21 protein-coding genes and 2 pseudogenes are annotated in these 24,275 nt (G+C 74.1%); 7 read left to right on the top strand and 16 right to left on the bottom strand.

The features are described from left to right. Window positions 1–12 precede the first annotated feature (12 nt). From GEV43_RS26660 to GEV43_RS26650, 3 genes are all read right to left on the bottom strand, one after another. Window positions 13–1,425, bottom strand: coding sequence for a cell wall metabolism sensor histidine kinase WalK (locus GEV43_RS26660; RefSeq protein WP_160823050.1), 1,413 nt, complete (start codon window positions 1,423–1,425; stop codon window positions 13–15). A gap of 170 nt (window positions 1,426–1,595) precedes the next feature. After that, entirely contained in the window at window positions 1,596–2,120 is a 525-nt protein-coding gene (locus tag GEV43_RS26655; RefSeq protein ID WP_160823049.1) for a flavin reductase family protein, read from the bottom strand. Continuing rightward, window positions 2,117–2,647: an NADPH-dependent FMN reductase gene (locus GEV43_RS26650; protein ID WP_175250139.1), complete on the bottom strand. Its 531-nt coding sequence runs from the start codon at window positions 2,645–2,647 to the stop codon at window positions 2,117–2,119. Before GEV43_RS26650 ends, GEV43_RS26655 begins: the two co-directional genes overlap by 4 nt. Window positions 2,648–3,031: 384 nt before the next feature. On the opposite strand from GEV43_RS26650, the gene GEV43_RS26645 reads away from it, so the two are divergent. Then, complete coding sequence (locus tag GEV43_RS26645; protein ID WP_160823047.1) at window positions 3,032–4,435, top strand: serine/threonine-protein kinase; 1,404 nt, start codon at window positions 3,032–3,034, stop codon at window positions 4,433–4,435. A gap of 6 nt (window positions 4,436–4,441) precedes the next feature. Here the strand turns inward: GEV43_RS26645 and GEV43_RS26640 are convergent, their stop codons facing one another. Beyond that, complete coding sequence (locus tag GEV43_RS26640) at window positions 4,442–5,560, bottom strand: PP2C family protein-serine/threonine phosphatase (protein WP_160823046.1); 1,119 nt, start codon at window positions 5,558–5,560, stop codon at window positions 4,442–4,444. A 240-nt stretch (window positions 5,561–5,800) separates the two neighbouring features. On the opposite strand from GEV43_RS26640, the gene GEV43_RS26635 reads away from it, so the two are divergent. Further along, on the top strand, window positions 5,801–5,986 hold the full coding sequence (locus GEV43_RS26635) for a hypothetical protein (RefSeq protein ID WP_160823045.1): 186 nt from the start codon (window positions 5,801–5,803) through the stop codon (window positions 5,984–5,986). 63 nt (window positions 5,987–6,049) lie between these two features. Here GEV43_RS26635 and GEV43_RS26630 read toward each other — a convergent pair whose 3' ends face one another. Beyond that, complete coding sequence (locus tag GEV43_RS26630; protein ID WP_160823044.1) at window positions 6,050–6,526, bottom strand: ribose-5-phosphate isomerase; 477 nt, start codon at window positions 6,524–6,526, stop codon at window positions 6,050–6,052. A 42-nt stretch (window positions 6,527–6,568) separates the two neighbouring features. Further along, window positions 6,569–7,084 carry a hypothetical protein gene (locus GEV43_RS26625; RefSeq protein ID WP_160823043.1) on the bottom strand — a complete coding sequence of 172 codons (516 nt, stop codon included), beginning with the start codon at window positions 7,082–7,084 and terminating at the stop codon, window positions 6,569–6,571. Here GEV43_RS26625 and GEV43_RS48300 point away from each other — a divergent pair. Beyond that, window positions 7,058–7,264: a hypothetical protein gene (locus GEV43_RS48300; protein ID WP_206681290.1), complete on the top strand. Its 207-nt coding sequence runs from the start codon at window positions 7,058–7,060 to the stop codon at window positions 7,262–7,264. The two genes, GEV43_RS26625 and GEV43_RS48300, sit on opposite strands and share 27 nt — an antisense overlap. A 535-nt stretch (window positions 7,265–7,799) precedes the next feature. Here the strand turns inward: GEV43_RS48300 and GEV43_RS26620 are convergent. From GEV43_RS26620 to GEV43_RS26595, 6 genes and pseudogenes are all read right to left on the bottom strand, one after another. After that, window positions 7,800–8,735: an ATP-binding protein gene (locus GEV43_RS26620; protein WP_309239856.1), complete on the bottom strand. Its 936-nt coding sequence runs from the start codon at window positions 8,733–8,735 to the stop codon at window positions 7,800–7,802. 161 nt (window positions 8,736–8,896) lie between these two features. Beyond that, window positions 8,897–9,658, bottom strand: a complete 762-nt coding sequence (locus tag GEV43_RS26615) for an energy-coupling factor ABC transporter ATP-binding protein (protein WP_160823042.1) — start codon at window positions 9,656–9,658, stop codon at window positions 8,897–8,899. After that, the gene (gene cbiQ, locus GEV43_RS26610) at window positions 9,658–10,419 is read right to left on the bottom strand and encodes a cobalt ECF transporter T component CbiQ (RefSeq protein WP_160823041.1); all 762 of its coding nucleotides are present in this window, start codon (window positions 10,417–10,419) and stop codon (window positions 9,658–9,660) included. The genes GEV43_RS26615 and cbiQ overlap by 1 nt, the downstream gene beginning before the upstream one ends. After that, a complete protein-coding gene (locus GEV43_RS26605; protein ID WP_160823040.1) occupies window positions 10,420–10,821 on the bottom strand; it encodes a PDGLE domain-containing protein in 402 nt (133 codons plus the stop codon). 10 nt (window positions 10,822–10,831) lie between these two features. Next, entirely contained in the window at window positions 10,832–11,608 is a 777-nt protein-coding gene (locus GEV43_RS26600; protein WP_160823039.1) for an energy-coupling factor ABC transporter permease, read from the bottom strand. A 135-nt stretch (window positions 11,609–11,743) separates the two neighbouring features. After that, window positions 11,744–12,357: pseudogene (locus GEV43_RS26595) on the bottom strand (DsbA family protein). Between the two features lie 237 nt (window positions 12,358–12,594). On the opposite strand from GEV43_RS26595, the gene pepN reads away from it, so the two are divergent. Continuing rightward, window positions 12,595–15,129, top strand: coding sequence for an aminopeptidase N (gene pepN, locus GEV43_RS26590; RefSeq protein WP_160823038.1), 2,535 nt, complete (start codon window positions 12,595–12,597; stop codon window positions 15,127–15,129). 79 nt (window positions 15,130–15,208) lie between these two features. Next, entirely contained in the window at window positions 15,209–16,204 is a 996-nt protein-coding gene (locus GEV43_RS26585) for a hypothetical protein (protein WP_160823037.1), read from the top strand. 207 nt (window positions 16,205–16,411) lie between these two features. Here the strand turns inward: GEV43_RS26585 and malQ are convergent. Together malQ and GEV43_RS26575 are read right to left on the bottom strand one after the other, a co-directional pair. Continuing rightward, window positions 16,412–18,055, bottom strand: a pseudogene (gene malQ / locus GEV43_RS26580) (4-alpha-glucanotransferase); the annotation flags it as partial. Between the two features lie 47 nt (window positions 18,056–18,102). Then, window positions 18,103–19,524, bottom strand: a complete 1,422-nt coding sequence (locus GEV43_RS26575) for an amidase (RefSeq protein WP_309239855.1) — start codon at window positions 19,522–19,524, stop codon at window positions 18,103–18,105. 225 nt (window positions 19,525–19,749) lie between these two features. Here GEV43_RS26575 and GEV43_RS26570 point away from each other — a divergent pair, with 225 nt between their 5' ends. Further along, window positions 19,750–20,562, top strand: coding sequence for a nuclease-related domain-containing protein (locus GEV43_RS26570; RefSeq protein WP_160823036.1), 813 nt, complete (start codon window positions 19,750–19,752; stop codon window positions 20,560–20,562). A gap of 617 nt (window positions 20,563–21,179) precedes the next feature. Then, complete coding sequence (ilvD, locus tag GEV43_RS26565) at window positions 21,180–23,030, top strand: dihydroxy-acid dehydratase (protein WP_160823035.1); 1,851 nt, start codon at window positions 21,180–21,182, stop codon at window positions 23,028–23,030. A gap of 237 nt (window positions 23,031–23,267) precedes the next feature. Here ilvD and GEV43_RS26560 read toward each other — a convergent pair whose 3' ends face one another. Together GEV43_RS26560 and GEV43_RS26555 are read right to left on the bottom strand one after the other, a co-directional pair. After that, window positions 23,268–23,480: a zinc ribbon domain-containing protein gene (locus GEV43_RS26560; protein ID WP_160823034.1), complete on the bottom strand. Its 213-nt coding sequence runs from the start codon at window positions 23,478–23,480 to the stop codon at window positions 23,268–23,270. Between the two features lie 14 nt (window positions 23,481–23,494). After that, window positions 23,495–24,004 carry an HNH endonuclease gene (locus tag GEV43_RS26555; protein ID WP_160823033.1) on the bottom strand — a complete coding sequence of 170 codons (510 nt, stop codon included), beginning with the start codon at window positions 24,002–24,004 and terminating at the stop codon, window positions 23,495–23,497. Window positions 24,005–24,275 lie beyond the last annotated feature (271 nt).

Genomic DNA, 24,275 nt, shown 5'->3' with positions numbered 1-24,275 from the left:
GGCGACCCGCCCTCAGCTCGGCCGCGGGCCCTCGTCCCCTGGGGACGGCTCGGGCGGCGAGGCGTCCGCGAGCGGGAGCCGCAGCACGAGGCGCGCCCCGCGGTCGCTGTCGGCGGCGACCAGCGAGCCGCCGTGCGCGATCGCGATGTCGCGGGAGATCGCGAGCCCGAGGCCGCTGCCGCCCTTGTCGCGGGCCCGGCCCTCGGGGAGGCGCTGGAAGCGGCGGAAGACGCGTTCGCGGTCCTCAGGCGCGATGCCCGAGCCGTCGTCGGCGACCTCCGCGACCGCCTCGTCCCCCTCGACCGCGACGGTCACGCGGACCCGCGAGGCGGCGTGCCGTTCGGCGTTGTCGAGCAGGTTGGTCAGCAGCCGGGCCAGGTGGTGGCGGACGCCGAGGACGACGGCGCCCTCCGCGACGTCCAGGTCCACGGGCACGCGGCGCTCCGGCCGCGCCGCCTCGGCCCGCGCCAGCCCGCCGAGGTCGACGTCCTCGCGCTCGGCCGGCACGCCCGCGTCGAGCTTGGCGAGGACGAGCAGGTCGCCGACGATCCGGGCGAGCCGCTCGGCGTCGCCGAGCGCCGTGCGCGCGACCGCGGGCCAGTCCTCGTCCTCGGGGTGCTGGAGCGCGACCTCCAGTTGCGCGCGCAGGCCGGTGAGCGGGCTGCGCAGCTCGTGCGAGGCGTCCGCGACGAACGACCGCTGCCGTTCGACGAAGCGCTGGAGGCGGCCGAGCGTCACGTTCACCGACTCGGCCAGCTCGGCGACCTCGTCGCGGCAGCCGGGCACGGTCACCCGCCGGTCCGCGCGGCCGCCGGTGATCTCGGCCAGCTCGCCGCTCATCCGCCGGACGGGCCGCAGCGCCCGCCCGACCGACCGCCACACCACGAGCGCGACGCCGCCCGTGCCGAGCAGCACCGCGATCGCGAGCCCGGTGACGAACGCGGGCCGGTTGCCGCTGAACTCGGTGAGCGGCGCCGCCGCGTGCGCGACCCGCCATCCGCCGCGGCCGCGCACGCGGACGGTCACGATGTACGCCTCGTCGGTCACGCCCGGCACCGCGGCGGTGGTGTGCGCGGGACGGCCCGGCGTGCCCGGCGCGGCGCCCTCCAGCTCCGGGCGCCCGGCCATCGCGTCGCTCGCCGCGATCACCCTGCCCCGGCCGTCCACGACCTGGAGCAGCGGGAAGTCGGCGTCCTCGACCGTCAGCCTGCCGCGCGGGTCGGACGAGCGGACGACGGCCACGAGCCCGTTGACCGCGATCGTGCCGCGCTCCCGGAGCCCGTCGTACACCGTGCGGCTGATGGCCTGGTAGAACGCCACGACGCCGAGGAGCAGCAGGAGGCCGACGATCGCGGCGGACGCGGCGGTCACCCGCGCGCGCAGCGTCCAGCGCCCGGGGGGCCAGCGCTTCCCGTGGACCCGCATCCCCGGCGCCTCCCCCCTTGCCCGCCGCGCGCCCCGTACCGGCCGGTACGGCACTTGCCGCCTGGGGGGTCGGGCCCGGCGTCCCCGCCGGACGATCAACTGGTCTGGTTGTAACCGGGGCCGGTCGCCCGAAACCTGGGGACGGACCGTGCCGGCCCGGCCGGGGCGGGTCAGGCGTGCCGGTACGCGGCGAACCGCCCGAACCGGCCGCGGTGGTAGAGCAGCGGGACGGCCTCCGCCCCGCCGAGCTCCACGCCGATGACCCGGCCGACGACGAGGAGGTGGTCGCCGATCCGCCGGAGGTCGTGCCAGTCGCAGCGCAGCCGGGCGGCGGCGCCGTCGAGCAGCGGCTCCCCGCCGGGACCGTTCCGCCAGCGGGCGGGCGCGGCGAACCGGTCCACGTCCCGCGCGGCGAAGCGCCCCGCGACCTCGGCCTGGTCGTGGCCGAGGACGTTGACCGCGAACGTCGGCGCGGTCCGCAGCCGCGGGAAGGTCGTCGAGGACGTCGCCACATAGAACGACACGAGCGGCGGTTCGAGGCTCACCGACGTGAACGAGGTCGCGGTGAGCCCGGCGGGACCGCCGGACGCGGGCCGGGCCGTCACCACGACGACCCCGGCGGCGTGCCGCGACAGCGCGTCGCGGAACGAGTCGCCGGTGACCGGGACGGGCCGTGCCTGCACCGTCCCGGTCACCGGGCGGCCCCCGCCGTAAGAGCGCCCCGAACGGCGGGGACGACCAGGCCGGCCCACTCCGCGACGACGGAGTCGAGCCGGTCGAGCTCTGCTTCGAGCAGCGCGAGCCCCGGCGTCGGGACGGTCGCGCCGAGCTCGACGAGCAGCGGCCGCAGGTGCACCTCGACCGCGAGGGCGTGCCGGGGCGCGCCGAGGAGCAGCAGCGGCAGCGCGGCCTTGCCGGTCAGCGAGCCGGCCGCGAAGCGGTCGAGGAACACCTTGAGCAGGCCGGTGTAGGTGCCCTTGTAGGTGGGGCTGGCGACGAGGAGCACGTCGGCTCCGGCGACGCGGGCGTGGGCGTCCGCGATCTCGGGGCCCGGGTCGGGCCGCAGCAGGCCGGGCGCGAGGGCGGACAGGTCGATGACGCCCGGCGCGCCCGCGATCCCGGCGGCGTCCGCGACGGCGCGGGCCGCGGCGGAGGCCGCGGTCGCGGTGCGGGAGCCGGAACGGGGGTTGCCGATGATGACCTCGAAACTCACGGGCCCCATCCTGCGCGAGATTCCCTACCAAGTCAATAGGTTATATAGGAAAGCGGGCGGTCAACGGCCGACGCCCGCGCGGACGGCGCCTCCCACCCCTGGGGTGCCGTCCGCGCGGGCATCGCCTTCGGTGCCGCCGGCCGACCGGACTCCGCGCGCCGAGGAGGATCCGTCGGAGTCGGTGCGGCCGCCGAACTGCCCTCCACTCTGCCGGGCCCGCGTGCACGGGGTGAAACATCCGCGTGACGATCGCGTTTCCTCCGACCCGGTCCGATTTTCATGAAGTCGAGATCCATACTTTGCGCGCGAACGGGGATGCAGGGACAGAAGCTCTCAAAGGGACACTTAGCTCTCCACGGGCTCCAGAGCCTGAAAGGGCCTAGAGGTACCGCGATGTTCGGCAACGAGACGGACTCCCCAGCAGACGACGTACGGCAGCTCGACGCCCGCGACCCCACGGCCGTCGGGGGCTATCCCCTGCTCGGCCGGATCGGCGCGGGCGGCATGGGCACCGTCTACCTCGGCCGCGACCCGCGCACCGGCGGGCGCGTCGCGGTGAAGACGATCCATGCGCATCTCGCGGGGGACCCGGCCTATCTGGCGCGGTTCCGCGACGAGGCGGTGCTCGCCGCGCGCGTCGCGTCGTTCTGCACGGCGCGCGTGCTGGCGCAGGGCGAGGAGGACGGGCGCCCCTACATCGTCAGCGAGTACGTGGGCGGGGTGTCGCTGCACCACCGCGTCATCGCGGGCGGCCCGATGCCGCCCGCCGAGCTGCACGGCGTCGCCGTGAGCACCGCGTCCGCGCTCGCCGCGATCCACTGCGCCGGGCTCATCCACCGCGACCTGAAACCGGCCAACGTGATGCTCACGCTGTCCGGCTGCCGGGTCATCGACTTCGGCATCGCCCGCACGCAGGACTCGCCCGGGTCGTTCGTCTCGTCCGGCGCGGTGCTCGGCACGCCCGGCTGGATGCCGCCCGAGGTCGTCACCGGCGGGGCCGCCGCGCCGGCGTCCGACGTGTTCGCGTGGGGCTGCCTGGTCGCGTACGCCGGGACCGGGCGGCTCCCGTTCGGGGACGGCGCGGCCTCGGCGGTCGCGCTGCGGGTGATGAGCGACGAGCCCGACCTGACCGGCCTGCCGGACGCGCTGCTGCCGTCCGTGCGGGCCGCGCTGTCGAAGCGTCCCGAGGACCGCCCGACCGCGCCCGACCTGCTGCTCGCGCTCGTCCGGCAGGCCGCGCCGCACACCGAACCGCCCGCCTCGGCTGCGGCCACCGCCGCGGCGCCCGCCGAGCCGTTCGCCGCGGCGGGCGTGCCGGGCCAGCGCCCCGCGGCGCCGGAGTCGCCGCTGCCGGACGACTCGGGCGAGTCGACCGCCGCATGGGTGCCCCCGCCGTCGCTCGCCCCGACCGGACGCCCGGAGGGCGACCGCGGCACGGGACCGGCCGAGGGCTCGCACGCCGCCGTCCCGCGGCGGCCGAACGGCGCGCGGACCCGCGTCCTCGAAGCGACCAGGCGCGCCGCGCGCGTCCGCCGCAACGGGCGCGCGGGCCCGAGGACGACCGCGACCGTGGGCGCCGCCGCGTCCGTCGCGCTGGTCTTCGGGCTCATCTTCGGCATGGGCGGCGACACCCGCACACCCGCCCCGCAGGCCGGCGCCGCGACGGGCGAACGGTCCGCGCCGGCGCGCCAGCGGCAGCCGATGCCGCAGATCAGGCAGGCCGGGCTGCTGCGCCCGCACAAGCTCCACACCGACCACCGCGCGAAGACCGACAAGGCGAAGCGGCACCGCCGCTGACCTGCGTCAGGTGCGCCAGATCAGGACGAGCGCGCAGTCGTCGTCGCGGGCGGCGGCCATCCGCTCGACCAGTTCCTTGGCGCCCTTGCGGAAGCCGTTGGGGACGAGCCGTTCGGCCTCGCCGAGCAGCCCGTCGATGCCCGCGTCGAGGTCGCGGCCCGGCGACTCGACCAGGCCGTCGGTGTAGAGCAGCAGCGCGTCGCCGGGCCGCAGCGTGCCGCTCTCGGGCACGCACCGCAGGTCGGGCACCACGCCGAGCACGACGCCCTTGGCCGGGCTGACCTTCCAGTTGCCGCTGCCCGCGTCGAACTGCACCGCGGGCGGGTGCCCGGCCGACTCGACCGTGTAGTCGCCGGTGTGCAGGTCGACCACGACGTGGACGGCCGTGACGAACCCCTCGTCCCACCGCTGGCGTTGCAGGTACGCGTTGCAGGCGGGCAGGAACCGGTCAGACTGGATCGATCCAAGCAAACCACCGAAAGCGCCGGAGAGCATCAGCGCGCGGGTGCCGGCGTCGGTCCCCTTGCCCGACACGTCCACCAGCGCGACCTCCAGCGAGTCGCCGTCGCAGGACGAGACCACGAAGTCGCCGCCGAACGAGGAGCCGCCCGCCTGGAGCAGCACGACCTGCGAGTCCCAGCCGTCCGGCAGCTCGGGCATCTCGCCCTGGCGGCGCAGCCGGTCGCGCAGCTCCAGCAGCATCGAGTCGCCGCGCAGCCCCATCACGCCGAGCTGCTGCCGGGTACGGGCCAGCGTCACCGCCAGCACGGCGGTGATCACCAGCGTCGCCACCACGCCCGGACCGACCGCCGAACGGTCGTGCCACGCGTCGTACGCCACCATGGCCACCACGACGCCGAGCAGCATCGACAGGCTGCGCACCCTGAGCAGCAGCCCGCCGCCGAGCACGGTCAGCACCAGCGCGCCGGACGGCGCCCAGCCCTTGGAGTCGGTGGCCGCCGCGAGCCCGATGGCGATCGCGAGGAGCGCCAGGGCGGCGAACACGTACCGCTCCCTGGTGAGCTTCCCGCGCCGCAGCCACCTGTAGAACCGCACGAGGACCGGGATCCTGCGCAGGAAGGCGCGCACTCTCGGCGGGAGAAGGTGCACCAGTCGTTGAAGCATGACTCCGGCACTGTACCGACCATCCGGCCGACCCGGCGGTCAACCGCGCCAGCGGTGACGTCTTGCAACGCTCCACGCACGTGATGTCAGCCACCCCGCGCCGCACGGGAACCGGGCCGACACGCCGGGGCGCGCCGCGGCCCGCCTCGCCCTTCACCCCTTGCCCCGACCCCCACCCCCGGGTGTCCAATGGGGCGACGGACGCGAACGGGATTCGGGAGTGCCGGAGAGGGAGGCGCCATGGGCCATCCGGGCATGCGCATCACCGTGGACGCGGCGATGAGGGCGCGCGACGTGTCGCGGCCCCGGGCCGACGGCGAGGAACCGCCCCCGCCGAGACCCGCCGAGCCCGCCAAGCGCACCAAGGCCGCCAAGAACGAGCGCCGCCGCCTCGGCAAGCGAGGCCCCCACCCGAACCCGTCCTAGACGCTGAGCGGCGTCGAGAACGCGGGCGTCGGGCGCGGGCTCAGCGGGTTTCGGGGCGGGCCGTCAGCTCCCGCCGGGCAGGGGCGGGAGTTCGCCGGTGCGCTCGTACTCGCTGAGCATCTGGATCCGGCGGGTGTGCCGCGCCTCCTCGGAGTACGGCGTGTCGAGGAACAGCGCGACGAACCGCGTGGCGGTGTCGGCGTCGTGCTGGCGCGCCCCGAGGCTGATCACGTTGGCGTCGTTGTGCTGCCGGGCGAGGGTGGCGGTGTCGTCGTTCCACACCAGCGCGGCGCGCACGCCCTCGACCTTGTTGGCCGCGATCGCCTCGCCGTTGCCGGAGCCGCCGAGGACCACGCCGAGGCTGCCCGGGTCGGCGACCGTCCGCCGAGCCGCCCGCAGGACGAACGGCGGGTAGTCGTCGACGGCGTCGTACTCGAACGCCCCGCAGTCGACCGGCTCGTGCCCGTTCGCCTTCAACCAGGCGACCAGGTGCTCCTTGAGCTCGAAACCGGCATGATCGCAGCCAAGATACACGCGCATGCGCCGATTCTCGCAGGTCCGCGCGGAAGGTCCGGCCCCGGGTCAGGACGGGGGCGCGAGGGGCTTGTGACCTCCCTCGTCCTTCCCGCGGTCGACCATCGTGACGTTCGCGGCGTCCACCCGCCCACCGGAGTCCGCGGAGTCCTCCGGCTCCGGCGACGGCTCGGGGCCGTCCTCGGCGGGCCGTTCGGCGGCGGCGCCGGCCGGCTCGGCGGGCTCGTCGCCGGGCTTCTCGGCGTCCTGCGGCGCGGGCTTCTCGGCGTCCTGCGGCGCGGGCTCGGCGTCCTGCTCGCTCCGTTCGTCCTCGGCGGGCGCGGCCGGCGACTCGGGGGCCGGAGCCGGGGGCGGAGGCGCGGGCGCGGCGGGGGCGGGCTGCGGCGGCGGGTAGGCGACCGGCTGCGGCTGCCCCTGCGGCTGCGCGGGCATCTGCGGGACCGGTGCGGCGCCCCACCCCGGCTGCGGCTGGCCCTGCTGGTACGGCTGGCCCGGCTGCCCCTGCTGGCCCGGCGGGACGTACGGGACGGCGGCCGGATGCTGCGGAGACAGCGCCTGCGGCATCCGCGCCTGGTACGGAGGCTGCTGCTGCCCCGGCGGTACGGCCCCATCGGCGTCCGCCCGCGGGCCACCAGGAACCCGACCAGCGCGCCGAGCCCCGCCAGCCAGCCGTACACGAGGCCGAACCCGACGCCCTGCGACACGCCGTTCCAGACCATCATCGCCATCGTCCGGTCCGGGTAGTCGAGCGTCCAGTTCATCAGGACGCCGTCGACCAGCCCGGCCAGGCCGCCCGCGACGAACGTCGCCCACCAGCCGACGATCACCGCGCCGAACAGGTTCCGCGCGGGGTCGAGCGACCGCGCCCCGGCGAGCACCAGCGCCGCGGCGACCGCGAAGAACAGCACCAGGGAGAAGTCGATCGCGACGACGTAGGCGAAGCCGTTGTCGAGGTGGCGCTCGCCCGTGGTGAGCCGCCAGGAGGGGAACTGGAGCCACGCGACCAGCCGGCCGACGCCCTTGTCGTACTCGAAGTCGCTCTTCAGGATCGCGTCGGTGACCCACTGGTTGCCGAAGAGCAGGGAGATGAGGGCCAGCGGCACGACCGCGCCGATGGCCGTTGCGAACATCCGCCGCGCTGTCATGGCGCGCAAGATTATCGGCGTTCGGCGCCGACCGGCTAGGGCCTGTCCGGTGGTTCTTGCGCGCCGCGCGGCACGCGTCGCGCGGCGGATCGCCGATCCACCGGACGGGCCCGGGAGGGCGCGCGGCGCGACCGTCAGGCGGGGAAGCGGAAGTCGGGGTCGATCTGGGTCTCCAGGTCGGCGCCGACCGCGCGGTTGGCCCAGCTCCGGGCGTTCTTGACGTGGAACTCGGCGGCCTGGCGCTGGAACCTGTCCCAGTCCTTCGGCCGGGCGTCCACCGCGGCGCGCATCCAGTCGAGGGCCGCCGCGTTGTCGTCCTCCAGGGCGACGCCCGGCCGGCCCTGCTCCATCGCCCGCACGCTCGCCGACTGCCCGAGCCACGTCAGCAGGTCGGCGCCGACGTGCTCGCGCAGGTAGGCGACGTCCGCCTCGCCCTGCACCTTGTTGCCGACCACGCTGATCGCCACGTCGTAGTCGCGCGCGTAGTCGGTGTACTGCCGGTACACCCCGACGCCCTTGCGGGTCGGCTCGGCCACCAGGAACATCAGGTCGAACCGGGTGAACAGCCCGGAGGCGAACGTGTCGGCGCCCGCGGTCATGTCGACCACCACGTACTCGCCCGGCCCGTCCACCAGGTGGTTGAGGTAGAGCTCCACCGCGCCGGTCTTGGAGTGGTAGCACGCCACGCCCAGGTCCTCGTCGTTGAACGGGCCGGTCGCCAGCAGCGTGACCCCGTCCACCTCCTGCGCGAGCGCGTGCACCGGGTCGTCGCCGCCGACCCGCAGCAGCCGCGAGCCCCGGCCAGCCGGGGTCGTCTTGACCATCGCCGACGCCGACTCGATCCGGGGGTTGGAGCCGCGCAGCCACTCCTTGATCTCGGTGAGCCGGTCGCCCATCGCCGGGATCTTCGCGGCCCGACCCTCGTCCAGCCCGAGCGCCACGCCGAGGTGCTGGTTGATGTCGGCGTCCACCGCCACCACCGGGAGGCCGAGCCCGGCGAGGTGCCGCACGAACAGCGACGACAGGGTGGTCTTGCCGCTGCCGCCCTTGCCCACGAACGCAACCTTCACGAAAACCCCCGATTCGGATATGAAAACCGTTGCCACTTCCAGGGTGTCGAGTGTCCCGAAGCGAGCGGGCGGAAGCAAGCCGAATCCGCGAATCCGCGGCGGGTCCCGTGATGGGCGGCGTGTCGGGTGCGCGGGCCGTCCGGGAGAACGGCCCGCGCGGGTCAGCCGAGCAGGCGGGCGGCCGCGGCCGGGTCGAACCCGAAGGGCAGTTCGAGGCGGTGCGCGGCCAGCAGGTCGTCGTCCCTGAGGATGTCGAGCGTGGGGGCGTCGGCGGCGATCACCCCGCCGGACAGGATGAGCGAGCGCGGGCACAGCTCGGCGGCGTACGGCAGGTCGTGCGTGACCATCAGGACCGTCACGTCCAGCCCGAGCAGGATCTCGGCCAGCTCGCGGCGGCTCGCGGGGTCGAGGTTGGAGGACGGCTCGTCCAGCACGAGGATCTCGGGCCGCATCGCGAGGACGGTGGCGACCGCGACGCGGCGGCGCTGCCCGAACGACAGGTGCTGCGGGGGCCGATCGGCCACGTCCAGCATCCCGACCCGCCCGAGCGCGTCCTTCACCCGCGCGTCCAGCTCGGCGCCGCGCAGCCCGAGGTTGGCCGGGCCGAACGCCACGTCCTCCCCCACCGTCGGCATGAACAGCTGGTCGTCGGGGTCCTGGAACACGATCCCGACCCTGCGCCGCACCTCGCGCAGCCCCTTCTTGTCCTTGGGGTCCACCGCGAGGCCGCCGACGCGCACCTCGCCCAGGCCGCCCGACAGGATGCCGTTCAGGTGCAGCACCAGCGTCGTCTTGCCCGCGCCGTTCGGCCCGAGCAGCGCCACCCGCTCGCCGCGCCCGATCGTGACGTCCACGCCGTAGAGGGCCTGGGTGCCGTCGGGGTACGCGTACGCGAGGCCGCTGACCTCAAGGGAGGGGGTCATCACACGCTCCAGGCTGCCAGGGTGACGAGGGCGGCGGTCAGGGGGAGGGCGGCGGCCAGCGACCACTGGGCGGCCGTGGCGCCCACGTCGTGCAGGACGGGCATGCGGCCGTCGTAGCCGCGGCTGACCATGGCGAGGTGGACGCGCTCGCCGCGTTCGTACGAGCGCAGGAACAGCGCGCCGACCGACTTGGCGAGCACGCCCGCGTCGCGCAGGTCGCGGGCCTCGAAGCCGCGCGACGCGCGCGCCACCCGCATCCGCGCCAGCTCCGCGGTGACGACGTCGCCGTACCGCAGCATGAACGTCGCGATCTGCGTGATGAGCTGCGGCATCCGCAGCCGCTCGATGCCGAGCAGCAGGACGCGCGGCTCGGTCGTGGCGGCGAGGAGGATGGACGCGACGACGCCGAGGGTGCCCTTGGCGAGGATGTTCCAGGCGCCCCACAGCCCGTTCTCGCTCACCGCGACGCCGAGCACCCGCACCCTCTCGCCGTTCGCGACGAACGGCATCAGGAACGCGAACGCCACGAACGGCACCTCGATCACGACGCGGCGCAGCACCAGCCGGAGCGGGACGCGGGCCGCGACGGCGACGGCCGCGAGCAGCGCCGCGTACCCCGCGAACGCCCAGAGCCGCTCGCGGGGGGTGGCGACGACGAGCAGGACGAACGCCAGGACGGCGACCAGCTTGCACTGCGGCGGGAGCCGGTGCACCGGCGAGGCGCCCGGCACGTACAGCCGGTGCGCGTGCCCGGCGCCCACTCAGGCGTCCTCGGACCCGGCCGGTTCCCGCGCGGGCGCGGAGCCCTGCGCGCCGTCGCGGCCGTGCTCGGGCGTGCCGCCGCGCCGCCGCACGACCCAGAACAGCCCGCCGCCGACGAGCAGCACCGCGCCGACGCCGACGACGCCCGCGAGGCCGCCGGACAGGCGCGAGTCGTCCACGCCCTTGACCCCGTAGTCGCTGAACGGCGAGTCCTTGAGGGAGTGGTCCTTCTCCTTGGAGTCGATGCCCTTGTCCGCGGCGACCTTCTCCAGCCCGTCGGGGCTGGAGCTGGCGTAGTAGCTGACGATCCCCGCGAGGACCAGCGACACCAGGAGGAACGCGGCGAAGAACCGCTTGGTGGAGCGCTTGACCGGGCGTCCGGCCGTGGTCTTGGTGGTCATGGCCGCCTCCTCAGGCGCTCGCGCCGGACGGTTCGGGGCCCTCGGGCGTCCGCGCGTCGCCCGCGGGTCCGGACGCCCGGTCCGGGGTCCCGCCCGGCGCGCCGTCCCGCGTGCCGGTCCGGCGCAGCTCCAGGGGCTTGACGAGGTCGCGCGCGCCGTACACCAGGTCGGGGCGGACGGCGAGCACGCTGGAGACCGTGACGGCCGTGATCAGCGCCTCGCCGATCCCGATCAGCACGTGCACGCCGATCATCGCGGCGGCGACCTTGCCGACCGAGACGTCGGTCGTGCCGCCGACCGCGTAGACCAGGGTGAACACCGCGGCCGAGCACGGCACCGACACGACCGCGGCGGTGAACGAGGCGCCCGCGACCGACGCGGGCGACTTCGGCAGGACCCGCAGCAGCAGCCGGAACAGCCCGTACCCGACGAGCACGGTGACCAGCGCCATGTTGACGATGTTGACGCCGAGCGCGGTCAGCCCGCCGTCGGCGAACAGCAGCCCCTGCATGAGCAGCACCACCGACACGCACAGCACGCCGGTGTAGGGCCCGACCAGGATCGCGGCGAGCGTCCCGCCGAGCAGGTGGCCGCTCGTCCCGGAGGCGACCGGGAAGTTGAGCATCTGCGCCGCGAAGACGAACGCGGCGGTCAGGCCCGCCAGTGGAGCGGTCCGGTCGTCCAGCTCGCGGCGGGCGCCGCGCAGCGCCACGGCCACCCCGGCGACGGCCACCGCCCCGGCCGCGACCGAGACCGGGGCGTTGATGAATCCGTCCGGTACGTGCACGTCCCTCACCGTCCTACCCGTCGAGTGCGGTAAGTCCAGTCTGAGGGCGTACGCGTGGCAGTTGCAAGGGACTCGCAACTGCCACACCGTGCCAGGTTCCGGCGCGGACGGGGCCCGGCCGGGCCCCGCGGGCCGCTAGTCGAAGATCGGGTCGCGGTCCCGGGTGCGCTTCAGCTCGAAGAAGCCGTCGGTGCTCGCGACGGCCAGCACGCCGTCGAACAGCTTGACGGCGGCCTCGCCGCGCGGGGCCGGGGTGACCACGGGGCCGAAGAAGGCGTGGCCCTCGACCTCGATGACCGGCGTGCCGACCTCCTGGCCGACGCGGTCGATGCCGTCCTTGTGGGACGCGCGGACGGCGGTGTCGTAGTCGGTCGAGTCCGCCGCGGCGGCGAGCGCCGGGTCGAGGCCCGCCGCCTCCAGCGCGGCCTCGTACAGCTCGGGCCCGAACTTCTGCCGCTCGTTGTGGCGGCGCGTGCCGAGCTCGGTGTAGAGGCGGCCGAGCACCTCGGAGCCGTACTTCTGCTCCGCGGCGACGCAGAGGCGCACGGGCCCCACGCCCCCTCAAGGGCCTTGCGGTACTCCTCGGGCACGTCCTTGTCCTCGTTGAGGACGGCGAGGCTCATGACGTGCCAGCGCACGTCGACGGGCCGGAGCTTCTCGACCTCCAGGATCCAGCGCGACGTCAACCAGGCCCAAGGGCACAGCGGGTCGAACCAGAAGTCCACTGGGGTGCGGGCGTCCTGTGACAACGGAGGTCCTCCTTGGGCTGCCGCCTGGTGCGGAAAATTCCTGTTCCGGCAACAACCGGCGGTCCTCCGGGCCCATTCCCCGCGCGGCCTCCCCGAGCGGCGGGGCCCGCGGCCGGAGGTGGCCAGCGGCCCCGCCGGCGGACCCGGGCGAACCGATGGCCGTGCCGCGCAGCCCCGGACCCCCGCCGGTTGGTAGACATGGGGGATACCAAGCGATGAGCCGACCAAGGAGTACATGTGGCAGGCAACCTCACGCGCGACGAGGCGCGGGAACGGGCCCGGCTGCTCACCGTCCAGTCGTACGCGGTGGAGCTGGACCTCACGACGGGTGAGGAGCGGTTCGGTTCCACCACCGTGATCCGCTTCGGCAGCGCCGAGGCGGGCGCCTCGACGTTCGTCGACCTGCACGGCGCCGTCGTGCGGGAGGTGACGCTGAACGGCACGGCGCTGGACCCGGCGGACTACGACTCCGCCAAGGGGCGCATCCCGCTCCCGGGCCTCGCCGCCGACAACGAGCTGCGCGTGGTGGCCGACTGCACGTACTCCCGCTCGGGCGAGGGCCTGCACCGGTTCGTCGACCCCGTGGACCAGAGCGTGTACCTCTACACGCAGTTCGAGACCGCCGACGCGCACCGGATGTTCACCTGCTTCGACCAGCCGGACCTGAAGGCGACGTTCGAGCTGACGGTGACCGCGCCGGACGGCTGGGAGGTCGTCACCAACGAGGCGCCCGACACGGTCGAGGGCGGGCGCCGGCACTTCCCCGCGACGCCGGAGATCTCGACGTACATCACGGCGCTGGTCGCGGGCCCGTACCACGTGGTGCGGGACGAGTACCGGCGCGAGGACGGCAGCGTCATCCCGCTCGGCGTGTACTGCCGGGCGTCGCTCGCCGAGCACCTGGACGCCGAGGCGATCGTGGACGTGACCCGGCAGGGCTTCGCGTTCTTCGAGGAGGTGTTCGACCGGCCGTACCCGTTCACCAAGTACGACCAGCTCTTCGTGCCGGAGTTCAACGCGGGCGCGATGGAGAACGCGGGCTGCGTCACGTTCCTGGAGGACTACGTCTTCCGTTCCCGGGTGACGGACGCGGCGTACGAACGGCGCGCCGAGACGATCCTGCACGAGATGGCGCACATGTGGTTCGGCGACCTGGTCACCATGCGGTGGTGGGACGACCTGTGGCTGAACGAGTCGTTCGCCACGTACATGAGCGTGCTGTGCCAGGCCGAGGCGACCAAGTGGAAGGGCTCGTGGACGACGTTCGCGAACCTGATGAAGGCGTGGGCGTACCGGCAGGACCAGCTCCCCTCGACGCACCCGATCTCCGCCGACATCCCCGACATCCGCGCGGTGGAGGTCAACTTCGACGGGATCACGTACGCGAAGGGCGCGAGCGTCCTCAAGCAGCTCGTGGCGTACGTCGGGCGCGACAACTTCCTGGAGGGCGTGCGGCGCTACTTCCAGCGGCACGCGTGGGGCAACACGGTCCTCGCCGACCTGCTGGACGCGCTGGAGGAGACCTCCGGCCGCGACCTCGCGTCGTGGTCGAAGGAGTGGCTGGAGACGGCCGGGGTCAACACGCTGCGCCCCGTCTACGAGGTGGACGCCAACGGCGACTTCACCGCGTTCCACGTCCTCCAGGAGGCGAAGCCCGACTACCCGACGCTGCGCTCGCACCGCGTGGCGATCGGGCTGTACGACCGCACGGCGGAGGGGATCGTGCGGCGGCGGCGCGTCGAGCTCGACGTCGTCGGGGCCCGCACGGAGGTGCCGGAGCTGGTCGGCGACAAGCGCCCCGACCTCGTCCTGGTCAACGACGACGACCTGACGTACGCCAAGGTCCGGCTGGACGAGCACTCGCTGCGCACGCTGGTCGAGGGCATCGGCGACATCCGGGACGGGCTGCCGCGCGCGCTGTGCTGGTCGGCGGCGTGGGACATGACGCGGGACGCCGAGCTGGCGACCCGCGACTACGTCAAGCTGGTCGTGCAGGGCATCCGCGGCGTCACCGACATCTCGGTCACGCAGACGCTGCTGCGGCAGGCCCGCACCGCGCTCCAGCAGTACGCCTCGCCGCAGTGGCGCCGCGAGGGGCTCGACCTCATGGCGGACGCCCTGTACGAGCTGGCGCACGAGGCCGCGCCGGGCTCCGACCTCCAGCTCGCCTACATCCAGGCGTTCGTGCCCGTGGCCGCGTCCGACGCGCACCTCGGCTTCGTCGCCGGGCTGCTGGCCGGCACCGCGTCCCTCGAAGGGCTCACGGTGGACGCCGACCTGCGCTGGACGCTGCTGCACCGCCTCGTCGGGACCGGCAAGGCGGGCGAGGCGGAGATCGACGCCGAGCTGAAGCGCGACCCGACCGCGACCGGCGAGCGCGCCGCCGCGTCCTGCCGGTCGGCGCTGCCGACGGCCGAGGCCAAGGCCGCGGCCTGGGAGCGGATCATCGGCGGCGAGCTGCCGAACGCGGTGTTCCGCGCCACGCTCGGCGGCTTCGTCGACCCCGACCACTCGGCGCTGCTCGTCCCGTACGTGGACCGGTACTTCGCCGAGGTCGGCCGCATCTGGTCGGAGTGGTCGAGCGACATGTCGCAGACGTTCGCCGAGGTGGCCTACCCGTTCCTGGTGATCGAGGAGTCCACGGTCGCCCGCACCGAGGCGTACATCGCCGACAGCGAGCCGCCGGCCGCGCTCGCCAGGCTGCTGTCGGAGGGCCGCGACGGCGTGGCCCGCGCCCTGCGCGCCCGCGCGAAGGACGCCGCCGCGTCCTGACGCCCCGCCCCCTCGTGGTCATGCGGCGGTTCCCGGACCGGTGGCGTGACCACGGGGGAACGGCTGGCAGGGTGGGGACGTGGAGACGGCACGGGACGTTCTGACGGCACTGGCGGGGCGGTACGCCTTCGGCGACCTGGAGGCCCTCGCGGCCGGCGACGGGGCGGTCGTGCCCCGCCCGGCCGCGGTCGCCGCGCTCTGCGCGTTCGGCCAGCGCGTCCTGGACCTGGACGCGGAGGACTTCGGGATGCCCGAGGACGCGGGCGAGGTCCCCGCCGACCTGCTCGACCGCGCCCGCGCGAGCCGCATGCCCCAGACCGCGAAGGAGCGCCCGCGCGGGGCGCTGGCGAGCCTGCGGCCCGCGTACGCGCTGCTGCTGGAGGTCATCGCGATCCGCTGGCACCGCCGCGAGATGGCGGCGCTGGTGGCCGCCGTCCACATCGCGAGCGAGTACCTGCCGCTGCTCGCCTGGGAGCCCGTCCTCGGCCACGCGGGCGACCCGGCCCTCATCGGCGCGTCCGTCACCGGGCCGGGCAGCCGCTTCGGCGTCGCCCTGGAGCCGGGCGCGGCGCGCGACTGCGACCACACCCGTCCGGAACGTTCCGCCTGCGAGCGCACCCTGCGCGTGTCCAGGGAGCCGGGCCCGGGGTGGCGCGCCTACCTGGACCGGCAGCACAGCCAGGTGTCGGCCGCCCTCGGCGACTGCGCGGCCCGCTGCCGTACGCCCTGCTCGGTGATGGGGCGCCTGGACGCGCGGGTCCGCGCCGACCTCACCGAGCGCTGCAAGCTGGCGGCCGACTTCGGCGACGGCGCCCTCGTGAAGCTCCGCCACGCCGCCCCGGTCGGCCACGGCTTCGGGGTCCCGTCGCCCGAGGAGGTGCAGGCGGCCTGGGCGCGCGCCCGCGCGTCGCTCCGCCGCCACCCGGTCGGCGAACGGGCCCTCCGCGGCGCCGACGACGACCCGTACCCCCTCGCGGGCCTGCCCGCCCTCTTCTCGGCGATCGCGCGGGCGCGCCTGGAGCCCGACACGCTCCTGCACGAGGTGACCCAGCGGATCCGTACCACCCTGGCCTGAGCGGACGCCCGCGGAGCGCTCAGGGCTCCGGAGTCCTCGCGGAGAACGGATCCGGCGCGACCACGCGTTCGGGAAGGTCATCGAGGAGAACGGGACGCCCGGCGGAGTCCGCGAGGGGGACCCGCCAGTTCGGGTACTCGTCAACGGTGCCGGGAAGGTTCTGCGGGCGGCGCTCCCCACCGCGTCCGCGAGGGAGATGCCGATGAGACGCGCGGGCGTGCGGGCGAGGAACGCGTGCAGGGCCGCGACGACCTCGGCGTCGTAGGCGGACGAGCCGTCGTCCAGCGCCTCCAGGACGGCCGACGGCGGGTTCCGGAGGAGTCCCTCCTCGGACAGCAGGTCGAGCCAGGCGGCGAACTGACGGCGGTGGTCGGCCTCCTCCTGCACGCGCGGCCGGGTGAGCTGCCCGAGGCCGTCCCGGAGGGCGATGTGGTCGCCGTGCGCGAATCCGGTGATCGGCGGCATGTCGTGCGTGCCGACCGTGGCGAGGGACGCCTCGCGCCACCGTTCGGGACGGAGCGGACGCCCGTCCTCCTGCTCGAACCACAGGAGGGACGTGCCGAGGACGCCCCGGTCCGCGAGCAGCCGCCGCAGCCCCGGCTCGACCGTCCCGAGGTCCTCCCCGACGACCACCGCGCCCGCCCGCGACGCCTCCCAGACCAGCCAGTCGAGCATGGCCTCGCGGTCGTACGACACGTAGGTGCCGTCGGCGGGCGAGGCGCCGTCCGGGATCCACCAGAGCCGCGACACCTGCATGGCGTGGTCCAGGCGCAGGCCGCCCCCGTGCCGCAGCGCGGCGGCGAGCATGGCGCGGTACGGCGCGTACGCGGCGGCGGCGAGGCGTCCGGGGTGCCAGGGCGGCTGCCCCCAGTCCTGGCCGCGCTGGTTGAACTCGTCCGGCGGCGCCCCGACGCTCATCCCGTCGGCGAACAGATGCCTGTGGATCCAGGTGTCGGCCCCGCCGTGCGCCACGCCGACGGCGAGGTCGTGGACGATCCCGATCGGCATCCCCGCGCCGGTCGCCGCCCGCTGGGCGGCGGCGAGCTGCCCGTCGAGCAGCCATTGCAGCCAGGCGTGGAAGTCGGCGCGCTCGTCCGGGACGGCGGCGGCCACGGCGGGGCTCTTGGGGTCGCGGAGCTCGGCGGGCCAGCGCCGCCAGTCCGCGCCGTGCCGTTCGGCGAGGACGCACCAGGCGGCGAACGCGGTGAGCGCCGTCCCCTCGCGCCGGCGGAAGCGCTCGTACTCCCGCTGACGGGCGGCCGTGCGGGGAACGCGGTGGAGCGTCTCCAGGGCCTCCCGCTTGGCCGTCCAGATCGCGTCGCGGTCGATGGCGCCGTCCGACCGGGCCCGCGCGGCGAGCGAGGCGACGGCCTCCCGCTCGCCGGGCCCCAGGGCCGCGTACTCCGGGACGTCCTCCACGCGCAGGTACAGCGGCGAGGCGAAGCGGCGGCTCATCGGCGAGTACGGGGACGGCCCGATCGGCGGGGCGGGCTCGGCCGCGTGCAGCGGGTTGACCAGGACGAACCCCGCCCCCGGCCCGCCGCCGGACCACGCGGCGAGGTCGGCCAGGTCGCGCAGGTCGCCCATCCCCCACGAGCCGCGCGACCGTACGGAGTAGAGCTGCGCCGCGAACCCCCAGGCGCGCTCGACGCGCGGCAGGCGCGGCGGGTCCTTGCGCGCGTGCGGGGGCGTGGGCGGGGTGGAGTCGTCCACGCCCAGGGAGTCCAGAACGGCTCTCAGGGTGTCGGGGGCGACCGGGACGTCCCGCCCCCGCCAGTCGGTGAAACGCGTCGCAACGCCGTGCCGTTCGGCCAGCCGGTCCAGTTCGTCGTCCGCCACGCCATGACCCATGCCCGGCGGCCGGGCGCCCTAAATGGACGGCTTTCAGCGGACGCTCCTCAGTCCCAGAGGGGCGGTCTGCGGTCGATCCAGGGACGGGCCTCTTCGAGCTGGGCGGACAGGGAGATCAGCGTGCCCTCGCCGCCGAGCCGTCCGGCGAGCATGACCCCGATGGGCAGGCCGTCGGCCGTCCAGTGCAGGGGAACGTTCACGGCGGGCTGGCCGGAGATGTTGTAGGCCGCGCAGAACGGCGTGAAGCGCGTCTGGCGCTCGAAGTTCTCGATGGGCTCCTGGTCGTGGAAGTACCCGACGGGCACGGGCGGCTGGGCGAGCGTGGGGTGCAGGATCGCGTCGAACCCGTTCATCACCGGGAACGCCTTCCGCAGGACGGCCTGCATGGACGCGTGGGCGCGGAGCACCTCGGTGGCCGTCACGGCCCGGCCGCGCTCGCGCAGCCAGCGGGTCAGCGGCTGGAGCAGGTGCTCGCGTCCCTCGGGCACCTCGGTCAGCGTCGCCATGACGCCCCACAGCAGTTCGAAGTGCGGGACGAGCGCGGCCCCGAAGAACGAGGGCACGTCCACGACCTCGTGCCCGAGCTCCTCCAGGAGCGCGCTCGCCTCCTCGTAGGCCGCCGCGCAGTCGGGGTGGACCTCGACCCCGTCCGCGTTCGGCTCGATGCTCCTGGCGATCCTGAGGCGCCCGGGAGGCCGTTCGGCATGGGAAAGGAACGTGCCGTCCGGGGGCGGCGCCGCGTAGAGGTCGCCGGGAGCCGGGCCCGCCATCACGTCCAGCAGCAGCGCGGCATCCCGGACAGAACGGGCAATCGGTCCGCTTGTGGACAGGCCGAACAGGTCGGCGCCGACCGGCCCCTGCGACACCCTGCCCCTGGTCGGCTTGATCCCGAACAGCCCGCACGCCGAGCTCGGGATCCGGATCGACCCGCCGCCGTCGCTGCCCTGCGCGGCCGGCGCCAGACCCGCCGCCACGGCCGCCGCGGCCCCGCCGCTGGAACCGCCCGCCGAACGCCCCAGGTCCCAGGGAGTGCGGGCGGGCGGTGCCACCCCGTTCTCCGAGTAAGAGGGCAGCCCGAATTCGGGCGTTTGGGTCTTACCGGGAAGGACAGAGCCCGCTTCCCTGAGCCGCACCACGACGTTGTCGTCCGTGCGCGCGATCCGATCGTGGAAAACCTTCGAACCCAATGTCAACCGGACGCCATTGACGGCGTTCAGGTCCTTGACCGGCACCGGCACGCCGAGCAGCGGCGGCAGCGCCGCCGGGTCGGATGCCGCCGCGACGCGCTTCTCCGCCGCCCGCGCCTGCTCGCGCGCCGACTCGGCCGTCACCGTCACATAGGCGCCCACCTGCGGATTTACCCGATCGATGCGTTCGAGGAAGTGATCGGTGATCTCCACGGGGGAAAGCTCCCGGGCGCGGACGGCGGCGGCCAGGCGCATGGCGCCGAGGTCGTGGGGAAGAGTCACAACGCCGAACGGTAGACGCCCGCTGCGCGAGCATCAAAGATGGCAACGCAGGGCACCGGCGGAAGAAGGGGTGAATGCGAACCTACCCGTTCACCACCGCAGTGAATCACCCAGAGGCGGCGACAAAAGTATTAACCCGACATGACTAGTCGCCGAACGTCGGAATGATTACTCTGCGCACGGAGGATCATGCTCCCCATGCGAAAGGAATACGGAGCGTCACTCATGGCGATCATGGAGCGGGGCAAGGCTCAGGAGGCGCGCGGTCAGCCTCACGAGACGTCGGAGAAACGGCCGTCCGAACACCAGACCTACGGGGAGATGCTCAACGATCCGCAGATTCGCCGGTGGCTCTGGCGGATCGGCGCGGCCATCGTGATCGGCGTCGTCTTCGCGGTCGTGTTCGACATCCGCATCGGCCTCACGGCCGCCGTCGCGGCGGTCGTCGTGGACGTCGTCCGCCGGGCGCGCAGGAGTTCCAGCGTGCCCGCCTGGCAGAAGTCCTCGGCCGCCGAACGGCGCACCGAGAAGCAGCTCAGGTCCCTGGAGCGGAACGGATACCGCGTCCTGCACGCGCGCGCGGTACCCCGTGACGACGAGGGCGTCAGCGACGGCCGGATCGACCACCTGGTCATCGGCCCGAGCGGCGTGTACGCCATCGACTCCGAGAAGTGGGACAAGCGGCTTCCCGTGCGGACCCTCTCGCACCGCAAGCTCTTCCACGGCCCCTTCAACAAGAAGGACCGCCTGGACGAGGCGCGGTGGGAGGCGGACCAGGCCAGCAAGATCATCGGTGGCCAGGTCGGCTTCGAGGTCCCCGTGCAGCCGTCGGTGGCCATCTACGGGCCGTCCATCCCGTGGAAGGTGATGAGGGTCAGGGACGTCGACGTCTACGCCGGCAACCGGGCCCGCTCGTACCTGCGGCGCCGCCCGCGGATACTCACCGAGACCGACGTCCAGCGCATCCTCAAGGCCGCGCAGGACGCCCTGCCGCCCAAGTACGGCGGCGAGTCCGAGCCCCTGACCGACCAGCCCTGACCGAACGGCTCCGACGGCCGCGCCGCCGGGCCCCCGACCGAGCAAGGCCCCGCCGCACCCGCCCGCCGCACGGATCCGTCCGCGCGACACCCGGCAGTGCCGGCGAGGCGAACGCGACACCGGCTCAACGACGAGCCCCCAGCGTCCGGCTCCCCCAGGGAACCGGTGCCGGAGGGGCACCTCGTACGCGAGGTGCCACTCCCGAACCCCCGCCGACCAGGCCGCGGGCCCCGCCCGCCGGCCGCGACCCCCGCAACACGAACTTCAGGGCGCGCCGAATCGCCCTGCTGGACGGACTCGCAGCGCCGGGCCGGATCCCCGACCCGGCGTTCCTCATGTCCGCGGGACGCGCGCCTCCCCGTGACCGCGAGCGCGCGCCGCGCCTGATCAGGACGAGCACCGCGGGAGCGTTGATACCATCGAGGATGGACTCGCCGGCCCCACACGACCTCTGCTGAGCCGGCGGCAGCGCCGCGATCCGCCGCTGCGACCGTTCACAGCGTTCCGAGAGCCCCGCCACGGGGCCGGTCAGAGCCCGATCGCCCCGCCCGCCGCTCCGGCGCGGGCGCGGTCGTACGATCGGCTGCACAGCACGTCACAGGTTGAGAGGTCACAGGATGCCCCCGCTCAGGTCACGTACGGTCACCCACGGCAGGAACATGGCGGGCGCCCGCGCGCTCATGCGCGCCAGCGGCGTGGCCCGCGAGGACTTCGGCAAGCCGATCGTCGCGGTGGCCAACAGCTTCACCCAGTTCGTCCCCGGCCACGTGCACCTGCGCGAGGTCGGCGACGTGGTCGCGGGCGCGGTCCGCGAGGCGGGCGGCGTCCCCCGCGAGTTCAACACGATCGCGGTGGACGACGGCATCGCGATGGGCCACGACGGCATGCTCTACTCGCTGCCGTCCCGCGAGATCATCGCCGACGCGATCGAGTACATGGTCAACGCGCACTGCGCCGACGCCCTGGTCTGCGTCTCCAACTGCGACAAGATCACGCCCGGCATGCTGCTGGCCGCCCTGCGCCTCAACATCCCGACCGTCTTCGTCTCCGGCGGCCCGATGGAGGCCGGCAAGCCGGTCGAGGGCGTGCTGAACGGCAACAAGCTCGACCTCATCGACCCGATCATCGCCTCCGCCGACTCCTCGGTCTCCGAGGCCACCCTCGCCGAGATGGAGGAGAGCGCCTGCCCGACCTGCGGGTCCTGCTCGGGCATGTTCACCGCCAACTCGATGAACTGCCTCACCGAGGCGCTCGGCCTGGCCCTGCCCGGCAACGGCACCGTCCTCGCCACCCACACCGCCCGCCGGCGGCTGTACGAGGACGCGGGCCGCACCGTCGTCGAGGTCGCCCGCCGCTACTACGAGCAGGACGACGAGACCGTCCTGCCGCTCAGCATCGCCACCCGCGACGCGTTCGAGAACGCCATGGTCCTGGACGTCGCGATGGGCGGCTCGACCAACACGATCCTGCACCTGCTGGCCGCCGCCTACGAGGGCGGCGTCGACTTCGGGCTCAAGGAGATCGACGAGCTGTCCCGCCGCGTGCCCTGCATCTGCAAGCTGGCCCCGGCGACCGCCAAGTACCACGTCGAGGACTGCCACCGCGCCGGAGGCATCCCCGCCCTGCTCGGCGAGCTCGACCGCGCCGGGCTGCTCAACCGTTCGGTGACCTCGGTCCACTCCTCGTCGCTGACCGAGCACATCGCCAAGTGGGACGTGTCCTCGCCCGACGTGCTCCCGGAGGCCGTGGAGATGTTCCACGCGGCGCCCGGCGGCGTCCGCACGACCTCCGCGTTCAGCCAGAGCGCCCGCTGGGAGGAGCTCGACCTCGACCGCGAGAACGGCTGCATCCGCTCCGTCGAGCACGCCTACACCGCCGACGGCGGCCTCGCCGTCCTGCGCGGCAACATCGCCCCGGACGGCGCGATCGTCAAGACCGCCGGAGTGGACGAGGAGCTGTGGACGTTCACCGGCCCCGCCGTCGTGTTCGAGAGCCAGGACGACGCGGTCGAGGGCATCCTGGGCGACAAGGTCAAGCCGGGCGACGTCGTGGTGATCCGGTACGAGGGCCCGAAGGGCGGGCCCGGCATGCAGGAGATGCTCTACCCGACCTCGTTCCTCAAGGGCCGCGGGCTCGGCAAGGCGTGCGCCCTGGTCACCGACGGCCGCTTCTCCGGCGGCACGAGCGGCCTGTCGATCGGCCACGCCTCCCCCGAGGCCGCCGCCGGCGGCGTCATCGCCCTCGTCGAGGACGGCGACCGCGTCGTCATCGACATCCCCAACCGCACCCTGGAGCTGGACGTCCCGCAGGACGAGCTGGACATCCGCCGCGAGAAGCTGCTCGCCGACCTCGGCGGCTACCGCCCCCGCGACCGCCACCGCCCGGTCAGCGCGGCCCTCCGGGCATACGCGGCCATGGCCACCTCCGCCTCCACCGGCGCCGCCCGCGACGTCAGCCAGCTGGACTAACAGAAACCCCGGCCCAGCCCACTCGCCCTAGCGGCGCGCGGTCTGACCGTTGCTTTGCGAGTGCCGCATCGCTTCGCGATCTGTCCGGGGGAGGCTCGCCTTCGGCCTCGCCTCCCCCGGACAGTCAACGCACTCGCGCGACGGCTGAGGTCAACGGGCTGCGCAGGCTGAGGTCACCGCGTTCGTGGACGGGCGCTGAGGCGGGCCTTGCTGGGACGGGGCCCGGCCGGGGCGGGGTCAGCTACAGCAGGCGCCGCCGCAGCAGCCGCCTCCGGCGGACGGGGGCGGGGACGGGGCGCGGCCCGTACCGGTCACCGCGATCGTGGACAGGAGCTTCACGGTGTCGTCATGGCCTTCGGGGCACGGGGCGGGCGCGGACGCCTCGATCATCGGGCGGGATACCTCGAACGTGGCCCCGCAGGCGCGGCAGCGGTAGTCATAACGTGGCACGCGCCCAGGATAGGTCAGGCGGCGGGCTCGGTGACGTACGCCGCCCACTGCGGATCGCCGTCGTGGACGACGCCGATCAGCCGCCAGTGGGCGCCGCGGGGAACGCCGGGCGTGATGCTCAGCGTCCAGCCGAGCTCCTCCAGGAGGCGGTCGGCCTTGCTGTGGTTGCAGGGCATGCAGGAGGCGACGCAGTTCTCCCACACGTGCTTGCCGCCGCGGCTGCGCGGCTGGACGTGGTCGATGGTCTCGGCGCGGCGCCCGCAGTAGACGCACCGGAAGTTGTCGCGGCGCATCAGCGCGGCGCGGGTGAGGGGGACCCTGGTCCGGTACGGGATCCGCACGTAGCGCCGCAGCCGGATCACCGAGGGGACCTCGACCTCCATCGTCGCCGAGTGGAGGACGGCGCCCGAGGTGTCGTGGTGGACGACCTCCGCCTTCTCCCGGAGCACGAGGCAGACCGCCCGCCGGAGCGGGAGCGTGGTGAGGGGTTCGTACGTCGCGTTCAGGAGAAGGACCTGTCGCATCAGACGGCCTCCGCCGGGCCGCGTGCCGCGTTCGCCTCGGCGGGCGCGGCTGAGCGCGCCTCGTACCGAGGCCGGAGTATTGTCTCCGGCACCTGCGCACCCACCATGAGGGCCTCCTCAGGGCGAACCCACCCGTAATCAGTGTGACGCCTGAGAAGGCGCTCCGCTACCCCATTAATCCCCCGCCGCGAGGCGGATCGAACGCGCCGGCTCCCGCCGCCACGAAACGTGACGGCGGGAGCTCCCCAAGGCGACATCCGCGTACCCGGGC

Origin of the sequence: Actinomadura sp. J1-007 (assembly GCF_009793335.1) — a bacterium.
Lineage (GTDB): Bacteria > Actinomycetota > Actinomycetes > Streptosporangiales > Streptosporangiaceae > Spirillospora > Spirillospora yumaensis.
This window is presented reverse-complemented; position numbering and strand designations above follow the sequence as displayed.

Bases quoted from the DNA above. Each gene is read 5' to 3' on its own strand.
- GEV43_RS26630 (WP_160823044.1), bottom strand. From the start codon at position 6,526: ATGCGCGTGTATCTTGGCTGCGATCATGCCGGTTTCGAGCTCAAGGAG.
- GEV43_RS26635 (WP_160823045.1), top strand. From the start codon at position 5,801: ATGGGCCATCCGGGCATGCGCATCACCGTGGACGCGGCGATGAGGGCG.
- GEV43_RS26660 (WP_160823050.1), bottom strand. From the start codon at position 1,425: ATGCGGGTCCACGGGAAGCGCTGGCCCCCCGGGCGCTGGACGCTGCGC.
- GEV43_RS26615 (WP_160823042.1), bottom strand. From the start codon at position 9,658: ATGACCCCCTCCCTTGAGGTCAGCGGCCTCGCGTACGCGTACCCCGAC.
- GEV43_RS26570 (WP_160823036.1), top strand. From the start codon at position 19,750: ATGGCGATCATGGAGCGGGGCAAGGCTCAGGAGGCGCGCGGTCAGCCT.
- GEV43_RS48300 (WP_206681290.1), top strand. From the start codon at position 7,058: ATGCTGCGGAGACAGCGCCTGCGGCATCCGCGCCTGGTACGGAGGCTG.
- GEV43_RS26605 (WP_160823040.1), bottom strand. From the start codon at position 10,821: ATGACCACCAAGACCACGGCCGGACGCCCGGTCAAGCGCTCCACCAAG.
- GEV43_RS26625 (WP_160823043.1), bottom strand. From the start codon at position 7,084: ATGCCGCAGGCGCTGTCTCCGCAGCATCCGGCCGCCGTCCCGTACGTC.
- ilvD (WP_160823035.1), top strand. From the start codon at position 21,180: ATGCCCCCGCTCAGGTCACGTACGGTCACCCACGGCAGGAACATGGCG.
- GEV43_RS26640 (WP_160823046.1), bottom strand. From the start codon at position 5,560: ATGCTTCAACGACTGGTGCACCTTCTCCCGCCGAGAGTGCGCGCCTTC.
- GEV43_RS26650 (WP_175250139.1), bottom strand. From the start codon at position 2,647: ATGGGGCCCGTGAGTTTCGAGGTCATCATCGGCAACCCCCGTTCCGGC.
- GEV43_RS26645 (WP_160823047.1), top strand. From the start codon at position 3,032: ATGTTCGGCAACGAGACGGACTCCCCAGCAGACGACGTACGGCAGCTC.
- GEV43_RS26555 (WP_160823033.1), bottom strand. From the start codon at position 24,004: ATGCGACAGGTCCTTCTCCTGAACGCGACGTACGAACCCCTCACCACG.